16 protein-coding genes and 1 riboswitch are annotated in these 18,190 nt (G+C 71.6%); of the genes, 12 read left to right on the top strand and 4 right to left on the bottom strand.

What is annotated here, in order from left to right:
* Positions 1-14: 14 nt before the first annotated feature.
* Positions 15-2,375 (bottom strand): chitinase C-terminal domain-containing protein, encoded by a 2,361-nt coding sequence (locus IE272_RS16735; protein WP_050359351.1) that lies wholly within the window; start codon positions 2,373-2,375, stop codon positions 15-17.
* A gap of 312 nt (positions 2,376-2,687) precedes the next feature.
* Positions 2,688-2,818, top strand: a riboswitch (FMN riboswitch).
* 173 nt (positions 2,819-2,991) lie between these two features.
* On the opposite strand from IE272_RS16735, the gene ribD reads away from it, so the two are divergent.
* The 10 genes from ribD to IE272_RS16685 all read left to right on the top strand — a co-directional run bounded on the left by ribD (position 2,992) and on the right by IE272_RS16685 (position 11,533).
* Complete coding sequence (ribD, locus tag IE272_RS16730; RefSeq protein WP_057661621.1) at positions 2,992-4,092, top strand: bifunctional diaminohydroxyphosphoribosylaminopyrimidine deaminase/5-amino-6-(5-phosphoribosylamino)uracil reductase RibD; 1,101 nt, start codon at positions 2,992-2,994, stop codon at positions 4,090-4,092.
* A complete protein-coding gene (locus IE272_RS16725) occupies positions 4,093-4,701 on the top strand; it encodes a riboflavin synthase (protein WP_057661619.1) in 609 nt (202 codons plus the stop codon).
* Positions 4,698-5,342: a nicotinamide mononucleotide transporter family protein gene (locus tag IE272_RS16720; protein ID WP_050359349.1), complete on the top strand. Its 645-nt coding sequence runs from the start codon at positions 4,698-4,700 to the stop codon at positions 5,340-5,342. The genes IE272_RS16725 and IE272_RS16720 overlap by 4 nt, the downstream gene beginning before the upstream one ends.
* A complete protein-coding gene (locus tag IE272_RS16715; protein WP_056703314.1) occupies positions 5,339-6,637 on the top strand; it encodes a bifunctional 3,4-dihydroxy-2-butanone-4-phosphate synthase/GTP cyclohydrolase II in 1,299 nt (432 codons plus the stop codon). Before IE272_RS16720 ends, IE272_RS16715 begins: the two co-directional genes overlap by 4 nt.
* A 34-nt stretch (positions 6,638-6,671) precedes the next feature.
* Positions 6,672-7,157, top strand: coding sequence for a 6,7-dimethyl-8-ribityllumazine synthase (gene ribH, locus IE272_RS16710; RefSeq protein WP_007453188.1), 486 nt, complete (start codon positions 6,672-6,674; stop codon positions 7,155-7,157).
* Between the two features lie 35 nt (positions 7,158-7,192).
* Positions 7,193-7,465: a phosphoribosyl-ATP diphosphatase gene (locus tag IE272_RS16705; RefSeq protein WP_015607321.1), complete on the top strand. Its 273-nt coding sequence runs from the start codon at positions 7,193-7,195 to the stop codon at positions 7,463-7,465.
* A 55-nt stretch (positions 7,466-7,520) separates the two neighbouring features.
* Complete coding sequence (hisG, locus tag IE272_RS16700) at positions 7,521-8,369, top strand: ATP phosphoribosyltransferase (protein WP_007453185.1); 849 nt, start codon at positions 7,521-7,523, stop codon at positions 8,367-8,369.
* Between the two features lie 38 nt (positions 8,370-8,407).
* A complete protein-coding gene (locus IE272_RS16695; protein WP_050359347.1) occupies positions 8,408-8,878 on the top strand; it encodes a PH domain-containing protein in 471 nt (156 codons plus the stop codon).
* Positions 8,879-9,071: 193 nt separating this feature from the next.
* Positions 9,072-10,430 carry a hemolysin family protein gene (locus IE272_RS16690; RefSeq protein WP_057661617.1) on the top strand — a complete coding sequence of 453 codons (1,359 nt, stop codon included), beginning with the start codon at positions 9,072-9,074 and terminating at the stop codon, positions 10,428-10,430.
* Positions 10,427-11,533: a hemolysin family protein gene (locus IE272_RS16685; RefSeq protein ID WP_056703317.1), complete on the top strand. Its 1,107-nt coding sequence runs from the start codon at positions 10,427-10,429 to the stop codon at positions 11,531-11,533. The genes IE272_RS16690 and IE272_RS16685 overlap by 4 nt, the downstream gene beginning before the upstream one ends.
* 45 nt (positions 11,534-11,578) lie before the next feature.
* On the opposite strand, the gene IE272_RS16680 is transcribed toward IE272_RS16685, so the two are convergent.
* The gene (locus tag IE272_RS16680; protein WP_190007193.1) at positions 11,579-13,474 is read right to left on the bottom strand and encodes an AAA family ATPase; all 1,896 of its coding nucleotides are present in this window, start codon (positions 13,472-13,474) and stop codon (positions 11,579-11,581) included.
* A 356-nt stretch (positions 13,475-13,830) separates the two neighbouring features.
* The gene (locus IE272_RS16675; RefSeq protein WP_098892571.1) at positions 13,831-14,460 is read right to left on the bottom strand and encodes a uridine kinase family protein; all 630 of its coding nucleotides are present in this window, start codon (positions 14,458-14,460) and stop codon (positions 13,831-13,833) included.
* Between the two features lie 185 nt (positions 14,461-14,645).
* Between IE272_RS16675 and IE272_RS16670 the strand changes: the two genes are divergently transcribed.
* Positions 14,646-16,010, top strand: a complete 1,365-nt coding sequence (locus IE272_RS16670; RefSeq protein ID WP_073960327.1) for a C39 family peptidase — start codon at positions 14,646-14,648, stop codon at positions 16,008-16,010.
* A gap of 31 nt (positions 16,011-16,041) precedes the next feature.
* On the opposite strand, the gene IE272_RS16665 is transcribed toward IE272_RS16670, so the two are convergent.
* Positions 16,042-17,127 carry a hypothetical protein gene (locus IE272_RS16665; protein ID WP_190007192.1) on the bottom strand — a complete coding sequence of 362 codons (1,086 nt, stop codon included), beginning with the start codon at positions 17,125-17,127 and terminating at the stop codon, positions 16,042-16,044.
* 120 nt (positions 17,128-17,247) lie between these two features.
* On the opposite strand from IE272_RS16665, the gene IE272_RS16660 reads away from it, so the two are divergent.
* A complete protein-coding gene (locus tag IE272_RS16660; RefSeq protein ID WP_050359340.1) occupies positions 17,248-18,030 on the top strand; it encodes an SAM-dependent methyltransferase in 783 nt (260 codons plus the stop codon).
* Positions 18,031-18,190 lie beyond the last annotated feature (160 nt).

The raw sequence follows: 18,190 nt of genomic DNA, 5'->3' as shown, positions 1-18,190 counted from the left end.
GGTCGGGGGAGGGGTCAGCAGGCGCCGAGGTCCTTCCAGGCGCCCCACTGGCCGGCGGATCCGGGCGTCTCGCCCTTCGTCCACCACGAGGCCTTCCACTGGTGGCCGTTGTGGCTGACGGTGGTGCCGCCGCCGTACTCGGTGGCCGCGTTCCAGGCCGGGGCCGGGCAACTGCCGCCCGGCTGCGTCGGGGTCGGCGTCGGCGTCGGGCCGGTCGGGTCCGGCGTCGGGGTCGGCGTCGGGCCGGTCCCGGTGCCGGGCTCGACGACGGTGGTGCCGCGCGCCAGGTCACCGGCGAGGGAGTAGGACTTCCCGCCGAAGGTCACGGTCCAGTTCGACGGTGTGGAGGTCGGCAGGTAGTAGACGAAGTCCAGCTCCACCGAGGCGCCGGGGGCGAGCGTCTGCCAGGCCGGGAGCTTCAGCGAGACGCGGTTGTAGTCGCCCTTGAGGCCGCCGATGTTGTTGGCCGCCGTGTGGTCGCTGCGGATGATCGTCGTGCCGAAGCCGGACTGGTCCTTGGCGTTGGCCGGCGCGGAGGTGGAGTAGTCGAACTGGAACTCCGTACCGCCGGGCAGCGTGGCCTGGGTCCGGTTGGTGATCTTCAGCTTGGGGCTGATCGGGTAGTTGGAGTCGCCCAGCGGGAACTGTCCGAAGGAGACGTCGATGTTCACGGCCTGGGTGGGCAGGTCGATCGTGGAGCGCTTCGCGCCGTACGGGGTGGCCGACTTGAACGCGTCGTACATCGCGGTGGTCAGCGTGGAGCCGGTCTCGTACTGGCCCTTGGCCGCGTTCCACTGGTAGTCGCCCGCCAGCTCCCAGATCATCGTGCCGCCGATGCCCTTGTCCACGACGTAGTCGGCCTTGGCCTTCACCGACTGCTCGTCCTCGGTGGAGAGGAAGACCTTCTTCTGGGCGTTCCACAGCCACGGGGCGACCAGAGTGGAGTCGTACTTACGGACGTACGTGCCGGTCAGCTGGGTGTTCGCGGGGAAGCCGTAGTCGGTGACGTAGTCGCCGACGATGCCCTTCTCCAGGTTCTTCGCGTGCCACATCGGGTTGGAACCGGCAGGCGATTCCTTGCCGTTGGTGTCCTTGTCGTGCCAGAGGTTGTCGATCCCGACCGCGCCGTCACCGCACTTGGTCAGACCCGCGCCCGCCGGGCAGTCGGTCGTGGCCGCCTTGCCCCACAGTCCGTCGGTGCCGCCCTGCACGTTCTTGAAGCCGCGGGTGTAGTACGGCAGACCGATGTTGATCCGGCCGGCCGGCATCGAGCCGCGGAAGTAGTGGTAGGCCCAGTCGGTGTTGAGGTAGCCGGTGCCGCCGTACTGCGAGGTGGAGTACACGCTCGCCTGCGCCAGTTCGGCGTCCTTGCCGTCGTCGAACAGGGAGGCGTTCGGGCCGACGTACTCGTTCCAGGCGCCGTGCAGGTCGTAGGACATGATGTTGACGTAGTCCAGGTACTTCTGCATCTGGTACGTCTCCATGCCCCGCAGCAGGTAGCCGGAGGAGGGGGCGGCGACGGTCAGCAGGTAGTGCTTGCCGTCGGCGGCGCCCGCGCGGTCGAGCTTCTCGCGCAGCGTCTTCATCAGGGCGTCGTAGCCCTTGACCAGCCCGGCGCGGCGGCCGTTGGACAGCGTGTGGTCCAGCGGGTTGCCCGCGTCCTTCATGGTGGTCGCGTACTCGTAGTCGATGTCGACGCCGTTGAAGCCGTACTTCTTGATGAAGTCGACGGCCGAGTCGGCGAAGGTGTTGATGCCCGCCTGGTTGACCGACCCGTCGGCGTTGGTCGCCATCGAGTAGAAGCCGCCCGAGTCGACGCGCTTGCCGTCGGGGCCGAAGTAGCCGCCCGTCTCGGCCCAACCGCCCACGGAGACCAGCGTCTTCACGTTCGGGTGCTGCTTCTTGTACTTCGTCAGCAGGTTGAAGTGCCCCTTGTAGGGGAGCGTCGGGTCCATCTCCGCGCCTGCGACACCGGGCCAGGTCATGCCGGTGGAGGCGTTGTCGGCGCTGTCGGGTCCGACCGAGAGCTTGTTGGAGCCGTCGACGTGCGCGAAGGCGTAGTTGAGGTGCGTGACCTTGTCCCACGGGATGTCGGGGACCAGGTAGGCGTCCTTGCCGTCCTTGCCGGTACGCCAGTTGGTGAAGTAGCCGATGACGCGCCGTTTGTGGTCGGCGCCCATCTTCTCGCGTCCGTCGGCGTCGTAGACGGAGCAGTAGGGGACGTCGACGCCGGGGGTCTGGTAGAGCCCGTCGGGGCGACAGGAGGTCTGGTCGGCGGCGGCCGACGGACCTGCGGCGAGTGAGCTCATCAGCAGTCCGGCGACGGCGGCGCCGGCGGCGAGCAGGGTGGCTCTCGCTCGGGTGGGGGACAGCATGTGGTCGTTCCTCCTGGGGAGGTCGGCAGAACACAACTGGCAAAAGGGGGTGGGTCGTGTCGGGGTCCTGGTGTGCGCACACCGCCGGACCGAACCTCGGAGGTGACGCAGAGATTAAGAGGACTAGACCAGTGCGTCAATAGGTCTGGACCTTTAAGCGTCAACTTTCCCGACGGCTTCCCCGTGACGTCCCGATGACTACGTTGTCGCGTTCTCGCCGACGGAAATGCGCCAGGTTTCCTGTGACCCAGCCCACAGCGCTCACCCGCATGGCCGTGAGGCGTCCGTGGCAGACTGGTTCCGTACCAGTAGCAGCGCACTCCGGGGTCGGTGCAATTCCGAACCGGCGGTTATAGTCCGCGACCCGTCCGCAGCCAGCGGCCGGTTGACCAGGTGAGATTCCTGGACCGACGGTGAAAGTCCGGATGGGAGGCAGTGCGCGGCGGGTCGTCATCGGTACGCCGCCGTCGGCGGACGCATGGCCGGGAGTCTCCCGTGACGCCGTGCGTTCCTGGCGTTCCCGTTCTCGGGATTTCGGCGTTTCCGCTGGTGAGCCGCTCTATCTGTCGTCATCGACAGGCCCCGGAGTCCGTGCCCGAAGAGGCAGGAGGACCCGGTGGACACCGCAGCCGACATCACCGCCATGCGCCGAGCGATCACGCTCGCGGCGCGCGGTCTCGGCTCCACCAGCCCCAACCCGGTCGTCGGATGTGTGATCACCGACGCCGCCGGAGCCGTCGTCGGCGAAGGCTTCCACCAGCGCGCCGGAGGGCCGCACGCCGAGGTCCACGCCCTGCGCGCGGCCGGCGAGCGGGCCCGCGGCTCCACCGCCTACGTCACCCTCGAACCCTGCGACCACACCGGCCGCACCGGCCCCTGCTCCCAGGCACTCCTGGCCGCCGGGATCAGCCGCGTCGTGTACGCGGTCGCCGACCCGACCCCGGGGGCCGCCGGCGGTGGCGACACCCTGCGCCACGCCGGGGTCCGGGCCGAGCAGGGACTCCTCGCGGACGAGGCCGAGGCGGGCAACGCCGCCTGGCTGGCCTCGGTGCGCCGGGGGCGGCCGTACGTCCTGTGGAAGTACGCCGCCACCCTCGACGGCCGGATCGCCGCAGCCGACGCCACCAGCCGCTGGATCACCTCGCCCGAGGCCCGCGCCGACGTCCACCGGCTGCGCGCCGAGGCCGACGCCGTGCTCGTCGGCTCCGGCACCGCCCGCACCGACGACCCCCAGCTGGCGGTACGCGGCATCGACGGCGTCACCCAGCCGCTGCGGGTCGTCGTCGACACGAACGCCACCGCCGTGAAGCCCGGCGCCCGGGTCCTGGACGACACCGCGCCCACCCTGGTCGCCGTCGCCGACGACGCCCCGGCCGGACACCTCCCCGAGGCCGCCGTACTGCGCCTGCCGCGCGCCGGGGCCGGCCCCGGCCTGGACATCACGGCCCTCCTCGGGGCCCTGCACACCCGGGGCGTACGCTCCGTGCTCCTCGAAGGCGGGCCCACCCTCGCCGGCGCGTTCGTCGCCGCCGGGACGGTCGACAAGGTCGTCGGCTATCTCGCCCCGGTACTGCTCGGCGCGGGCCCCGCCGCCCTCGCCGACGCCGGAATCTCCACGATCTCCCGGGCGTTGCGCCTCGATGTGACCGAGACCGTCCGAATCGGCCCCGATCTGCGCATCACCGCCGTCCCCGCCCCTGCTCGGAAGGGAAACTGAGTGTTCACCGGAATTGTCGAAGAACTGGGTGAGGTCACCGCCGTCGAGCAGCTGGCGGACGCCTCCCGCTTCCGGCTGCGCGGCCCCGCCGTCACCGAGGGCGCCAAGCACGGCGACTCCATCGCGGTGAACGGCGTCTGCCTCACCGTCGTGGACACCGCGGACGGCGAATTCACCGCCGACGTGATGGCCGAGACACTGAAGCGCTCCAGCCTCGGCGCGCTCACCACCGGCTCCCGGGTCAACCTGGAGCGCCCGATGGCGCTCGGCGGCCGGCTCGGCGGACACATCGTCCAGGGCCATGTGGACGGCACCGGCACCATCGTGGAGCGCACCCCCTCCGAGCACTGGGAGATCGTCAAGGTCTCCCTGCCGCCCGAGCTCACCCGGTACGTCGTGGAGAAGGGCTCCATCACCGTCGACGGCGTCAGCCTGACCGTCGTGGACGCGGCGGCCGACCACTTCACCATCAGCCTCATCCCCACCACCCTCGCCCTGACCACGCTCGGCCGCAAGCAGCCCGGCGACCCGGTCAACCTGGAGGTGGACGTCCTCGCCAAGTACGTCGAGCGGCTGCTCGGCGACCGGGCCGGACAGGACCCGCGATGAACGCGGCGAACTGGCTCAACTCCGAGGCCTTCACCGTGTTCGGCCAGCACATCAAGTGGTCGGACATGATCGGCAACCTCGTCGGCCTGATCGCCCTGGCCCTCGGCTGGCGCCGCTCGATCTGGACCTGGCCCGCCCAGCTCCTCTCCGGCGTGATCCTGCTCGTCGCCTTCGCCTCCGCGCACCTCTCCGGCAGCGCGGGCAAGCAACTGGTCGTGATCGTCGTCGCCCTGTGGGGCTGGTGGTCCTGGAACCGCGGCAAGCAGCAGGCCCAGGACGGCTCCATAGCCGTCCGCTTCGCCACCTGGCGCGAGCGCGGCGTGCTGATCGGCGCCGCCGCTCTCGGCACCCTCGCCGTCGGCGGCCTGTTCACCGCCTTCCCGTCGCTGTCCTGGGACCCGTGGCCGGACGCGTACATCTTCGTCGGCACCGTCGTCGCGATGTACGCCCAGGCCCGCGGCATGGTCGAGTTCTGGTTCGCCTGGCTGCTCGTCGACCTGGTCGGCGTCCCGCTGAACTTCGCCAACGGGTTCGCCTTCTCCGGCTTCGTCTACGTCCTTTACGGCGCCCTCGTCCTGTGGGGGATGCGCGACTGGTGGCTGCGTACGCGGACACCCGCTCTGGAAGGAGCCACGGCATGACTGCCCAGCCCACCTGGCTGCACCCCGACCACGAACCGCTCCCCGAGAACCTCTCCCTGGACCCGGTCGAGCAGGCGGTCCGCGACATCGCCGCGGGCCGGCCCGTCGTCGTCGTGGACGACGAGGACCGCGAGAACGAGGGCGACCTCGTCATCGCCGCCGAGAAGGCCACCCCGGAGATCGTCGCCTTCATGATGAGCGAGTGCCGGGGCCTCATCTGCGCTCCCATGGAGAGCGACGAGCTGGAACGCCTCGACCTTCCGCAGATGGTCGAGCACAACACCGAATCGATGCGGACCGCGTTCACCGTCTCCGTCGACGCCTCCGCCGAGCACGGCGTCACCACCGGCATCTCCGCCGCCGACCGCGCCACCACCCTGCGGATGCTCGCGGGCGGCGTCGCCGGCCCCGGCGACTTCGTCCGGCCCGGCCACATCTTCCCGCTGCGCGCCCGCTCCGGCGGCGTCCTGGCCCGCAACGGCCACACCGAGGCCGCCGTCGACCTCGCCCGGCTCGCCGGACTCCGCCCCGCCGGGGCCATCGTCGAGATCGCGGGCGAGGACGGCGTCATGCTCCGGCTGCCCGAGCTGATCCCCTTCGCCCGCAAGCACGGCCTGACGATCATCTCCATCGAGGACCTGATCGCCTACCGCCGCAGCAACGAGCCGACCGTCCGCCGCGAGGCCGAGACCCGGCTGCCCACCGCGTTCGGCGACTTCACCGCGTACGGCTACCGCTCCAGCGTCGACGGCGTCGAACACGTCGCCCTGGTCCACGGCGACATCGGCGACGGCGAGGACGTCCTCGTCCGGATCCACTCCGAGTGCCTGACCGGCGACATCTTCCAGTCCCAGCGCTGCGACTGCGGTCCCCAGCTGCACGCCTCCATGCGGCGCATCACCGAGCAGGGCCGGGGCGTCGTCGTCTACCTGCGCGGCCACGAGGGACGCGGCATCGGCCTGCTCTCCAAGCTGCGCGCGTACGAACTCCAGGAGCGCGGCGTGGACACCCTCGACGCCAACCTGGAGCTCGGCCTGCCCGCCGACGCCCGCGACTACGCGGCGGGCGCCCAGATCCTCGCGGACCTCGGCGTGCGCAGCCTGCGGCTGATGACCAACAACCCCGACAAGACCGCGGCCGTCGTCCGCCACGGACTCGCCGTCACCGGCCGGGAACCCATGCCCGTCCAGGCCGGCGAGCACAACCTGCGCTACCTGCGCACCAAGCGCGACCGCATGGGCCACGACCTGCCCTGGCTGGACGGCGCCCCCGCGTCGACCTGCGCCAACCAGTAACGACCATCCCCACATCACCGGTATCAGGAGAGACATGAGCGGCAAGGGTGCACCCGAACTGTCCGTACGCAACTGCGGCGACCTGCGCGTGGCCGTGATCGCGGCCCAGTGGCACGAGAAGGTCATGGACGGACTCGTCGACGGCGCCCTGCGCGCCCTGCGCGAGCTGGGCATCGACGAGCCGACCCTGCTCCGCGTCCCGGGAAGCTTCGAACTGCCCGTCGTCGCCAAGGTGCTCGCCGGACGCGGCTACGACGCGATCGTCGCCCTCGGCGTGGTCATCCGGGGCGGCACCCCCCACTTCGAGTACGTGTCCCAGGGCGTCACCCTCGGCCTCACCCAGGTCACCGTCGACACCGGTGTTCCCGTCGGCTTCGGCGTACTGACCTGCGACACCGAGGAGCAGGCGCTCGACCGGGCCGGCCTCGAAGGGTCCAACGAGGACAAGGGGCACGAAGCGGTCACCGCCGCCGTGGCCACCGCGGCCACACTGCGCACCGTCAGCGAACCCTGGCGCTGAGTGCCCTTCGGCGACCCCGTATTCTGAGGACCATCATGGCGAACAAAACCTTCGAAGAGCTCTTCACCGAGCTCCAGCTCAAGGCCGCCGAAGGCGACCCCGCAACCTCCCGCACCGCCGAACTGGTGGGCAAGGGCGTGCATGCCATCGGCAAGAAGGTCGTCGAGGAGGCCGCCGAGGTCTGGATGGCGGCCGAGTACGAGGGCAAGGAAGCCGCCGCCGAGGAGATCTCCCAGCTGCTGTACCACGTCCAGGTGATGATGGTCGCGCGCGGGATCTCGCTCGACGACGTCTACGCCCATCTCTGAGCACACCCCCGCCCGTCCGTCCCGCAACCCCTTCGCACAAAGGAAACCTGACCTCATGCTGCGCATCGCCGTCCCCAACAAGGGTGCAATCTCCGGGCCTGCGATGGCGATGCTCCATGAGGCGGGCTACCGGCAGCGCAAGGAGTCCAAGGAACTGGTCCTCGTCGACCCGACGAACGAGGTCGAGTTCTTCTACCTGCGGCCGCGCGACATCGCGATCTACGTCAGCTCCGGCAAGCTCGACATCGGCATCACCGGCCGCGACCTGCTGCTGGACTCCGGGGCCGATGCCGAGGAGATCCTCCAGCTCGGATTCGCGCGTTCCACCTTCCGCTACGCCACGAAGCCCGGCACGGCCACCGGCCCCCAGGACTTCGACGGCATGACGATCGCCACCTCCTACGAGGGCATCGTGGCGAAGCACCTGGCCGACGAGGGCGTCAACGCCTCCGTCGTGCACCTCGACGGCGCCGTCGAGACCGCCATCGAGCTCGGCGTCGCGCAGATCATCGCCGACGTCGTCGAGACCGGCACCAGCATGCGCAACGCGGGCCTCGAAGTCATCGGCGAGCCGATCATGAAGTCGGAGGCCGTGGTGATCCGCCGCACGGGCGCCCCCGCCGACGACCCCAAGGTGCAGCAGTTCCTCCGCCGCCTCCAGGGCGTCCTGGTCGCCCGGTCCTACGTGATGATGGACTACGACTGCCGCGTCGAGCACCTGGAGCGCGCCGTCGCCCTCACCCCGGGCCTGGAGTCGCCGACCATCTCCCCGCTGCACCACGAGGGCTGGGTCGCCGTCCGCTCCATGGTCGCCGCCAAGGAGGCCCAGCGGATCATGGACGACCTGTACGAGCTCGGCGCCCGCGCCATCCTCACCACGGCCATCCACGCCTGCCGCCTCTGACGGCCCGGCCCGCCCGCACCCCCCGAGAGAAGACCGCGATGTCCGCCCCCAGGCCCGAACTGCCCACCCTGCCGCTCACCTTCCGGCCCACCCTCACCCGGGTGGTCCTGCTGAGCGTGGGCCTGGCGATGTTCCTCGTCATCACCGTCATCGCGCTGATGCTGGAGCGGCTGAACGCGGGGGAGCGGATCACCTTCGTCTTCGTCGCGGCGCTCTTCTTCGGCGTCCTTGCCCTGCTCAGCAGGCCCAGGGTCACCGCCGACGACACCGGGGTCACGGTCGTCAACCTCACCCGGACCCGCAGGCTGGCGTGGGAGGAGATCCTCCGCGTCAACCTGCGCTCCGGCGACCCCTGGGTCTTCCTCGACCTCAGCGACGGAACGAGCCTGCCCGCCCTCGGCATCCAGCCCGGCCTGGCCAAGCAGCAGGCCATCCGCGACGCCCGAGCCCTGCGCTCCCTCGCCGAGTCGCACGGCTCCGGCAGCGACGACACCCCGGCCGGCCGCTGAGCCCCTGCCCGGCGCGGGGCCTTCTTGTCTACTCTGGTGGGCGGTGGCGCCCCGCGCGCCCCGCCCCGCCCGTTCCACGGCCCCACCCCGGGCCCGCGGGGCTTTACCTGCGACCCAAGGAGTGACTCCCTCCAGCAATGGACGGATCGTCCGGTAGTACCTGCGCCGCCCCTTCCCCGGAGGCGGCGGCCTCATGACCACCCCCCTGCTGCTCCTCGGAGCGGCCTTTCTCCTCATCCTCGCCAACGGATTCTTCGTGGCGGCCGAATTCGGGCTCGTCACCGTGGAGAAGCCCGACGCCGAGCGCGCCGCCGCCGAGGGCGACCGACGGGCCCGTACCGTCGTCGAAGCCCTGCGCGAACTCTCCTTCCAGCTCTCCGGCACCCAGCTCGGCATCACCATCACCTCCCTGGTGGTGGGCATGCTCGCCGAACCGGCCCTCGCCCAGCTGCTCGCCGGACCCCTCACCGCCGCCGGACTCCCCGCAGGGGCCGTCCCGGGCGTCGGCGTCGTCGTCGGGATGCTCCTGGCATCGGCCGTGCAAATGGTCGTCGGTGAACTCGTGCCCAAGAACTGGGCGGTCTCCAGGCCGCTCCAGGTGGCCCGCTTCGTCGCCGGACCGCAAGCCCGCTTCGCGGCACTCCTGCGGCCCGTGATCACCCTCCTCAACGCGCTGGCCAACCGGCTGGTGCGGCTCCTGGGCGTCGAGCCCACCGCCGAACTGGCCTCTGCCCGGACCCCGGGCGAGCTGGTCTCCCTGGCCCGGCACTCCGCCGAGGCCGGAGCACTCGAACAGGACACCGCCGACCTCTTCGTCCGGACCCTCTCGCTGGCCGGTCTCACCGCCCAGCACGTCATGACCCCCCGGGTGAAGGTCAGCGCCCTGCACTCCTCCGCGACCGCCGAGGACGTCCTCAACCTCACCCGCGCCACCGGCCTCTCCCGCTTCCCGGTCTACCGGGACCGCATCGACGAGGTCATCGGCATGGTCCACCTCAAGGACGCCCTCGCCGTCCCCGCCCCCGACCGCCTGCGCACCCCGGCCGGACGGATCGCCGTCCCCCCGCTCCTGGTGCCCGGGACGCTGCCGGTGGAGACGCTGCTGCGGCGGCTGCGCCACGAACAGCCGATAGCCGTGGTCGTCGACGAGTACGGCGGCACCGCCGGCGTCGTCACCCTGGAGGACATCATCGAGGAACTCGTCGGCGAGGTCCGCGACGAGCACGACGCCGAGGGCGCCGGCCGCCCCGAGCTGACCGCCGCCCTCGGCGAGGACGGCCGCCCGGTCTGGGACGCCGAGGGCAGCTGCCGGGTGCACACCCTGCGCCGGAGCGGCCTGGACGTGCCCGAGGGACCCTACGAGACCGTCGCCGGGCTCGTCGCCGGCCTGCTGGGCCGCATCCCCGCCCCCGGCGACCGGGCCGAACTCCCCGGCTGGCGGATCTCCGTCCGCCAGGTCGGCCACAACCGCGCCGAACGGGTCCGTTTCACCCGGGCGGCCGACCCGCTGCCGGACAGGGCCGCACCGGCGCTGCTGGGGGCCGCGCGATGAGCATGCTCCAACTCCTCCTCGCCGCCCTCCTCGTGCTGGCGAACGGCTTCTTCGTCGGCGCCGAGTTCGCCCTCGTCTCCGTACGCCGCAGCCAGATCGAACCGCTCGCCGCACAGGGCTCCGGCCGGGCCCGCACGGTCCTGCACGGCCTGGAGAACCTGCCGCAGATGATGGCCGCCGCCCAGTTCGGCATCACCGTCTGCTCCCTCACCCTCGGAGCCGTCGCCGAGCCGACCGTCGCCCATCTCCTGGAGCCGGTCTTCCACGCGGCGCACGTCCCCGACGGACTCGTCCACCCCCTCGGCTTCGCCCTCGCGCTCCTGTCGGTGGTCGTCCTGCACCTGGTCATCGGCGAGATGGTCCCGAAGAACCTCGCGATGGCCGCACCCGAGCGGACCGCACTGTGGCTGAGCCCCGGTCTGGTCGCCTTCGCCCGGCTCTGCCGTCCGGTCACCACCGCACTGGGCGCCTGCGCCGGCCTGGTGCTGCGGCTGTTCGGCGTCGAGCCGAAGGACGAGGTGGAGGCCGTCTTCACCAGCGAGCAGCTCAACCGGCTCGTGGAGGACTCCGGACAGGCCGGCCTCCTCGGACCGGAGGCGGCGACACGCCTGGAGGACGCCCTCGAACTGGGCAGCAGGCCCGTCGCCGACGTCCTGCTGGAGCGGGCCTCCCTGGTCACGGTCGACCCGTCCGTGACCCCCCGCCTGATCGAGGAGCTGACGGTGCGCACCGGCTTCTCCCGCTTCCCGGTCTGCGCGGACGGCGGCGGCCCGTTCATGGGCTACCTCCACGTCAAGGACGTCCTGGAGCTGGAGGACCCGGACCGCGCGGTCCCGCAGCAGATCTGGCGCCCGATGGCGACCGTACGGGCCGAACTCCCGCTCGACGACGCCCTGACCGTGATGCGCCGTGCGGCGACGCACCTGGCGCAGGTCGCGGACGCCTCGGGCCGGATCCTCGGCCTGGTCGCCATGGAGGACGTCCTGGAGACGCTGGTGGGGGAGGTGCGCGACCCGGCCCACCGGACGGTCACGGTGCCCCGCCGCACGGTGGACGTGCCGAAGGCGCCGGACCTTCCGGCGCCCGGGGCCCTCGTGCACTGAGGTGAGGCGGACGCCGCGCCGGGAGCGAACGCCCCCGGCGCGGCGTCACACCGCGCCCGGCTCCTGCTTGCCCCGGCCCACCGGACCGCGCCCCGACAGCACCTCGCCGTACGCCTGCATCAGGTCCGGGAGCCGCAGCGTCGACAGGTCCTCCCGGGTCAGCTCGCCCGCGTAGCCGGAGAGCCGCAGATCACGGTAGGCGCAGCTCTTCTCGTACAGCGTCCGCAGGAAGCGGCCGTTGCCCAGCTCGTCGATCCAGCCCTGGTCCACCACATGGCCGCTGATCGAGCGCAGCTCGTCCACCGCCTCCTCGTCCCACAGGTCGTCGTTCTCGGCCGCCAGCACGCTCCCGATCGCGGTGAGTTCGAGCGGCCGGTAGCTGGGGAAGTCGACCCGGCTGGTGAAGCGGGAGGAGAGGCCCGGGTTCGTGGCGAGCAGCCGGTCCATGCCCTCCGGGTAGCCCGCGAGGATGACGACGAGATGGTCCCGGTTGTCCTCGGCCCGCTTGAGGAGGACCTGGAGCGCCTCGTCGCCGTACGCGTCGCCCTTGCTGTAACCGGAGTTGGCCAGGCTGTACGCCTCGTCGACGAACAGCACCCCGCCGAGCGCGGAGTCGATCAGCTCATTGGCCTTCACCGCCGTCTGCCCCAGGAACTCCCCGACCAGATCGGACCGCTGGGCCTCGACCAGATGATCGCCGCCGAGCAGACCGAGGGCGTAGAAGACCCGGCCGAGGATGCGCGCCACGGTGGTCTTGCCGGTGCCGGAGGGGCCGGAGAAGACGAAGTGGCGCTTCGGTGGCTGGACGGGGAGGCCCTGATCGGCCCGCAGCCGGGCCATGTTCAACTGCGCCGAGAGCGCCTTGACCTGCCGCTTGACCGGTTCGAGACCGACCATGCGCTCCAGCTGCGCCAGCGCCTCGGCGAGCAGGGCGGGATCGCTGGGCCCGGCCGGGAAGGGCGGCGGCTTCCGGGTCTTGGTGCGGCGGGCGCCCTCGACGGGGGCGGGCGGACCGGGAACCGGGTCATCGCCGAGCAGCCCCGCGTCGCTCACCGGCCAGGGCTCCCGCCCGTCCACCAGATCGGTGCCGAGCAGCGCGTCGCCCTCCGGCTGCGCCCCCGCCCCCGATCCGAAACCGGTCAGGGTCACGGCGGCCAGGTCCGCCGACTCGTCGTACCCGTCGCCCTCCACGAGCGCGGCGAGCCGGGCGGAGGTGTCCATGAAGGCCGGGTCGACCCGGTGCACCGCCCGGTACAGCGGCAGGGCGGCCGCGCTGCGCCCGGTGCCCTCGTGGGCCCGCGCCAGCCAGTAGCGCAGCTCCTTGCGCTGCGGCTGCTCGCTGCGGCAGCGCATCAGCGCCGCCGACAGCAGGGGTTCCGCCTGCCCGAACATCTCCAGCCGGACCCGCGCCATCCCGCCGAACAGACCCGCCTCGATGCCCAGCATCGGATCGTCGACCAGCTGCTCGGTGCAGCGCACCAACTGCTCCCAGTCCTTGACCAGATAGGAGCGACAGGCGTGCAGGAACCGCACCTGCGGATCCGCGTCCACCGGTGGCAGCCCGGCCAACGCCCGGTCCAGCTCCGGCACATGACGTCCGTCCAGCCAGTGCGAGGCGTGCGCCAGCAGCAGATCGCGCTGACTCTCCAGCACCGGCTGTACCCACCAGCCCAGCCAGTACCAGGAGTTGAGCGTACGTCGGTGGCGTGCGCGCTGTTCGCCGAAGCGGTCGCGGTGCCGGTACATGCGTAACAGGGCCGTGGTGGTGTCGATGCGCAGCGCGTGGAGGCCGAGCCAGCCGTCCGCCATGCCCGGATCGAACCGCACCGCGGCTCTGAACTCCTCCTCGGCCTGCGGGTAGGCGCCCATCGTGTAGGCGTCCATGCCACGCAGCCAGGCGAGGTCGGCAGGGGCGCCAGCGCCCTGTGTGCCGATGTCCATCAGGTCCCCCACAAACCGTGCCCCCAGGATGTCCCGCCCGCACAGCATGCCCACCGGAGCGTGCTGAATCACGGCGTGGAGGAAGGGAATTGACCACACCGAGGTGCATCGTACCCGCGCAGGGGGATATGGGCGCCCGACGGCCGACCCTGCGGTGGTGACCCAGGGTGAGTGAATCGCTCTGCGTGGTCGCCGGGGTGGCGGTGGGAGCACAGAGCGAAGCCCCCGATCACGGGGGAACAACCGGGGGCTTCGCGTCCATGGGGGCTCCGAAAAGCCGCACAATGAGAACGTAAGACCAGTAAGGCCCCCCGGTCAAGCAGAGTTGGGGTACATCCGGGCCGATTTCCGACTGCTCAGTATGGCGGGACGTCCTGGCTACCGTGCGTGACGGTTCGGTTCGCTCCCGCTGTCGCGCGGGGCCCCGGCAGCCACGCGTACCCCTCCGGCAACTGGCGTACCAGAGCGTCGGCGTACGGCCGTGAGGGATCCCCGGCGAAGTGCCGTGCCTCGGCGAGCGTCCACCCGTCCCAGAACCCGGTGAGTCCGGCGCCGTCCCGCCGTCGGCCCCGCCCCCAGGACGTGTCCCGGTCCAGCTCCATCCAGCACAGCGCCGCCAGCCACGGGCGCACCTGACGGCGTCCCGCGCCGACCCCCTCCACCAGCACCACCGGGGCCGGCTCCAGGGTCCGCGCCGGGCCGAAGCGCCGCTCCGTCCAGTCGTACGGGGCATAGCGGGCGCTCCCGCCGCGCGAGAGGGGCAGCAGCACCTGCTCCCGCAGCCGCCCCGTCCAGCCGAACAGCTCCTCGTGCGTGGCGAGGTCGTCCAGATGGAGGACCGGCGCACCGCCCAGCGCCGCCGCGAGGCGGGCGGCGAAGGTGCTCTTGCCCGAACCGGCGTGCCCGTCGACCGCGACGAGCCGCACCGGCCCGCAGGACGGGGGCAGCGAGGAGAGGTCATCGGCGTGGCGGGCCAGGTCGTCCATGGCTCCAGGGTACGTTCCGGCACGAAAGCGCCCGGGGGCCGTCGCAGGTCACGCCAGTGGTCCAGACCCATATTGGTCCGGCGGCGGCTGCCGAACCGCTGGCCCGATCCGGCCGCGAGCCGGGATAGTTGGCGCACCGCACGGCACCCGCAGACCACCTTCCGCATCCGACCGGGGGTCACACCATGACCAGTCCGACTTCGCGCAGAACCGTTCTGACCGCCGCGCTCGCCGCGGCGGCGGGCGCCGGCACGGTGGCCTCCGCCGCGTCCGCGTCCGCAGCCCCGACCTCGCCCGCCGGCTCCTCCGCCGCCCCGGGGGCCCTCGTGGACAACCGCTTCTGGCACACCTACACCGACTGGCGCTGCGGCACGGGCGACGGAACCCGGGTGCTTCCCGGGCCCCGGCCCGGCGTGGTCATCGCCGTCCCGGCGGGCCGTACCGACTACACCGACCCGCACACCGGCAGGACGGCCGCCTGGGACTACGCCACCTGGACCTCCTCCGTGCACCGCTCCGCCGTCCCCGCCACCGAGGTGATCGCCTCCTGGAACGCCCGCACCCCGGCCGGCACCTGGATCCAGGTCGAGCTCAGCGGCGTCTACGGGGACGGCACCGCGACCCCCTGGTTCGTGATGGGCCGGTGGGCGGCGGGCGACGGCGACATCCGCCGTACGTCCGTCGACGGCCAGGGCGACCCGCACAGCTCCGTGTGGACGGACACCTTCTCGGTGGACGACCCCGCGAGCGGCGTCCGCCTGGTCTCCTACCGGCTGCGGCTCACGCTGTACCGCACCCCGGGCAGCCGCCTCACCCCGACCGTCTGGCGGGTCGGCGCGATGGCCTCCGACGTGCCCGACCGCTTCACCGTGCCCGCGAGCACCCCCGCGCTCGCCCGCGAACTGCCCGTGCCCCGCTACTCGCAGAACGTCCACATCGGGCAGTACCCGGAGTACGACAACGGCGGCGAGGCGTGGTGCAGCCCCACCTCCTCGCAGATGATCATCGAGCACTGGGGCCGCCGCCCCACCGCGGAGGACCTGGCCTGGGTCAAGCCCGGCCTGCCCGACCCCCAGGTCTGCCACGCCGCCCGCCAGACCTACGACTACCAGTACGAGGGCTGCGGCAACTGGCCGTTCAACGCCGCCTACGCCGCCACGTACCGCGACCTGAACGCCGTCGTCACCCGGCTCGGCTCGCTCACCGACGTGGAGCGGCTGATCCGCGCCGGCATCCCCGTCATCACCTCCCAGTCCTTCCTGAAGGAGGAACTGACCGGCGCCGGATACGGGACGGCCGGCCACCTGATGACGGTCATCGGCTTCACCCCCGACGGCGACGTCATCGCCAACGACCCCGCGTCCTCCGACAACGACGCGGTACGCCGGGTCTACCGGCGGCGCGAGTGGGAGAACATCTGGCTGCGGACCAAGCGCTACGACGCGGGCGGCAAGGTCAGGAGCGGTACGGGCGGGGTGTGTTACGTCTACTGGCCGACCCGGACGACACCGGGTCAGCAGCGCGTGCTGCGGTCGCTCGGCCTGCTGTGAGCGGTCGGGTGCGGCCGCGCGGTCCTCCCGCTCATGGCCGGCCGGGCCCCGCCACGCCCCAGCGGTGGCCGCAGACGGACCATTTCCCGCGGCCGCAGGGGCAGGCACGGCTGCCGCGTGTGGGGTGGAAGGCGCGCCAGTAGGTACGGCGGGTGAGTGTTGCCGCCGATGTCGTCAGGCCGAAGTCGTCCACCACGGCCAGGCTGTCGTCGAGAAGGTTCACGATGTGCGTACCTGCGGCGATCAGGGAGTCGGCGACGGCGAGGGCGACGGTCGGCTCCAGGGACTGAGCGGATCTGCCGTCGGTGAGCGACATGGGGGATCGGGCGTAACTGCGCACCATGACGGCCTTCGACTCGTGGCGGAAGGCAGGGGTGGCGTAGGCGATCCTGGCTCCGAACGCCGGGTGCGCGGCGTCGGAGAGCAGGTCGTACCACTTCGGGAAGCGGTCCTCGCCCGTCTCCCTGGTCAGCTTCTTGACCAGGGTGAGTACGTTGGTGGCCTGGAAGTCCGCGTGACTGTTCTCCATCCTGGAGCCGAACCCGGCCTTCAGGAGGACGGGGGCGAGCGCCTCGCGGACCAGGGCCGGCCGCTTCACGGAGCCTTCGGCGGCGGCCTTCCCGATTCTCCAGCTGTCGACGATGGCACGGTGTTCGACCACCAGGGCTCCCGCCTCCTCGATGACCGCCCGGGCCGTCACGGCGCCGGAGGCGATACGCCACCGGGTCAGGCTGTCCAGGGTGTCCGCGAGCAGGTCGGCGCTGCGCCAGGCGTGGACGAGCCACCAACTGACCAGCCGGGAGTGCAACTCGGGATAGACGACGGCGGCCGCCGGATCACGGAGTCCGGCTTCGGACGCCTCGTCCACCGCGAGGACCGTGGAGTCGTCGTCGGTGAGGACGAAGACCCAGTTCTCGGCCTCCTGCCGGGCGAGGCGTTCCCACTTCCGCCTGGCCGGGCCCGTCAGAGGGGCCAGCAGCACATCGCTGGTGCCCGCGTGCTCGCTCATGTCGCGCAGGTCGGCGACGCGGCGGGTCAGTTCGGCGAGGGCGGCGGTGCGCCGGTCTCCCAGCGCCTCGGCTACCGCGTCGGTCCGTCCGGATTCATCCTTGTCCACCGGACGAGACCTTAGCGGGATCCTGCCCGGCGGGCGAGGGGAGCGCGACGCATGCCCGTCCGACGGCCCAAAGTGTCATCGGGTCAAGGGAGTTGCCGAGGTGAGCGCTATGTTGAACGCGTGAACGACATCGAATCGCGCATCGACACGTCCCGCCCGCACACCGCCCGGATATGGAACTACTGGACCGGCGGCAAGGACAACTACCCGGTCGACCGGGCGGCCGGTGACGAGATCCGGGAGCTGCACCCCGGGATCGGCGCATACGCGAAGGCGGACCGGTTGTTCCTGGGGCGGGCGGTGCGACATCTGGCCGAGCGGGAGGGCATCACGCAGTTCCTGGACATCGGAACGGGGCTGCCCAGTGCCGACAACACCCACGAGGTCGCTCAGCGCGTGGCCCCCGACGCCCGTGTCGTGTACGTGGACAACGACCCGCTGGTGCTGGCGCACGCCCAGGCGCTGCTGGTCGGGACGCCCGAGGGCCGCACCGACTACCTGGACGCCGACCTGCGGGACGTCGACACGATCCTGGCCGAGGCGGCGAAGACCATCGACTTCTCGGAGCCGGTGGCGCTGATGCTGCTCGGAGTCGTCATCTTCGTCGAGGACGACGAGGAGTCGTACGCGATCGTCCGCCGGCTCATGGACGCCTTGGCCCCCGGCAGCCACCTCGTCCTGTCCCACACCGTCACGCACCCCGACATGCCGGACGTGGACGAGGCGGTGGCGTTCTGGAACGAGCACGGTACGCCGAAGCTCACGCAGCGGACCCCGGCCGCCGTCGCGCGCTACTTCGAGGGCCTGGAACTGCTGGAGCCCGGGGTGGTGTCGTGCTCCGCGTGGCGGGCCGCGACGCCGACGCCCGACGTCGCGATGTACGCGGGCGTCGGCCGCAAGTGAGGGCGGACGCGGGCCCGGCACCGGGTCCGCCGCCGGTGCGCGGACCCCGCTGGGCCCTGGGCGCGGTGTGGCGTCGCCCACTGCTCGGTCTGCTGTGACGGCCTGACTCCGGTCTCCCGGCAGGACAGGGCGCGCGAAAGGGCGGGGCGCCCGTCCGGCA

This window comes from Streptomyces anulatus (genome assembly GCF_014650675.1).
GTDB classification, from domain to species: Bacteria; Actinomycetota; Actinomycetes; order Streptomycetales; family Streptomycetaceae; genus Streptomyces; species Streptomyces anulatus.
This window is presented reverse-complemented; position numbering and strand designations above follow the sequence as displayed.

Excerpts from the sequence above, each read along its gene's own strand:
- IE272_RS16705 (WP_015607321.1), top strand. The coding sequence starts at position 7,193 with ATGGCGAACAAAACCTTCGAAGAGCTCTTCACCGAGCTCCAGCTCAAG.
- IE272_RS16685 (WP_056703317.1), top strand. The coding sequence starts at position 10,427 with ATGAGCATGCTCCAACTCCTCCTCGCCGCCCTCCTCGTGCTGGCGAAC.
- IE272_RS16675 (WP_098892571.1), bottom strand. The coding sequence starts at position 14,460 with ATGGACGACCTGGCCCGCCACGCCGATGACCTCTCCTCGCTGCCCCCG.
- hisG (WP_007453185.1), top strand. The coding sequence starts at position 7,521 with ATGCTGCGCATCGCCGTCCCCAACAAGGGTGCAATCTCCGGGCCTGCG.
- IE272_RS16670 (WP_073960327.1), top strand. The coding sequence starts at position 14,646 with ATGACCAGTCCGACTTCGCGCAGAACCGTTCTGACCGCCGCGCTCGCC.
- IE272_RS16715 (WP_056703314.1), top strand. The coding sequence starts at position 5,339 with ATGACTGCCCAGCCCACCTGGCTGCACCCCGACCACGAACCGCTCCCC.
- IE272_RS16735 (WP_050359351.1), bottom strand. The coding sequence starts at position 2,375 with ATGCTGTCCCCCACCCGAGCGAGAGCCACCCTGCTCGCCGCCGGCGCC.
- IE272_RS16695 (WP_050359347.1), top strand. The coding sequence starts at position 8,408 with ATGTCCGCCCCCAGGCCCGAACTGCCCACCCTGCCGCTCACCTTCCGG.
- IE272_RS16690 (WP_057661617.1), top strand. The coding sequence starts at position 9,072 with ATGACCACCCCCCTGCTGCTCCTCGGAGCGGCCTTTCTCCTCATCCTC.
- IE272_RS16680 (WP_190007193.1), bottom strand. The coding sequence starts at position 13,474 with ATGGACATCGGCACACAGGGCGCTGGCGCCCCTGCCGACCTCGCCTGG.
- ribH (WP_007453188.1), top strand. The coding sequence starts at position 6,672 with ATGAGCGGCAAGGGTGCACCCGAACTGTCCGTACGCAACTGCGGCGAC.
- IE272_RS16720 (WP_050359349.1), top strand. The coding sequence starts at position 4,698 with ATGAACGCGGCGAACTGGCTCAACTCCGAGGCCTTCACCGTGTTCGGC.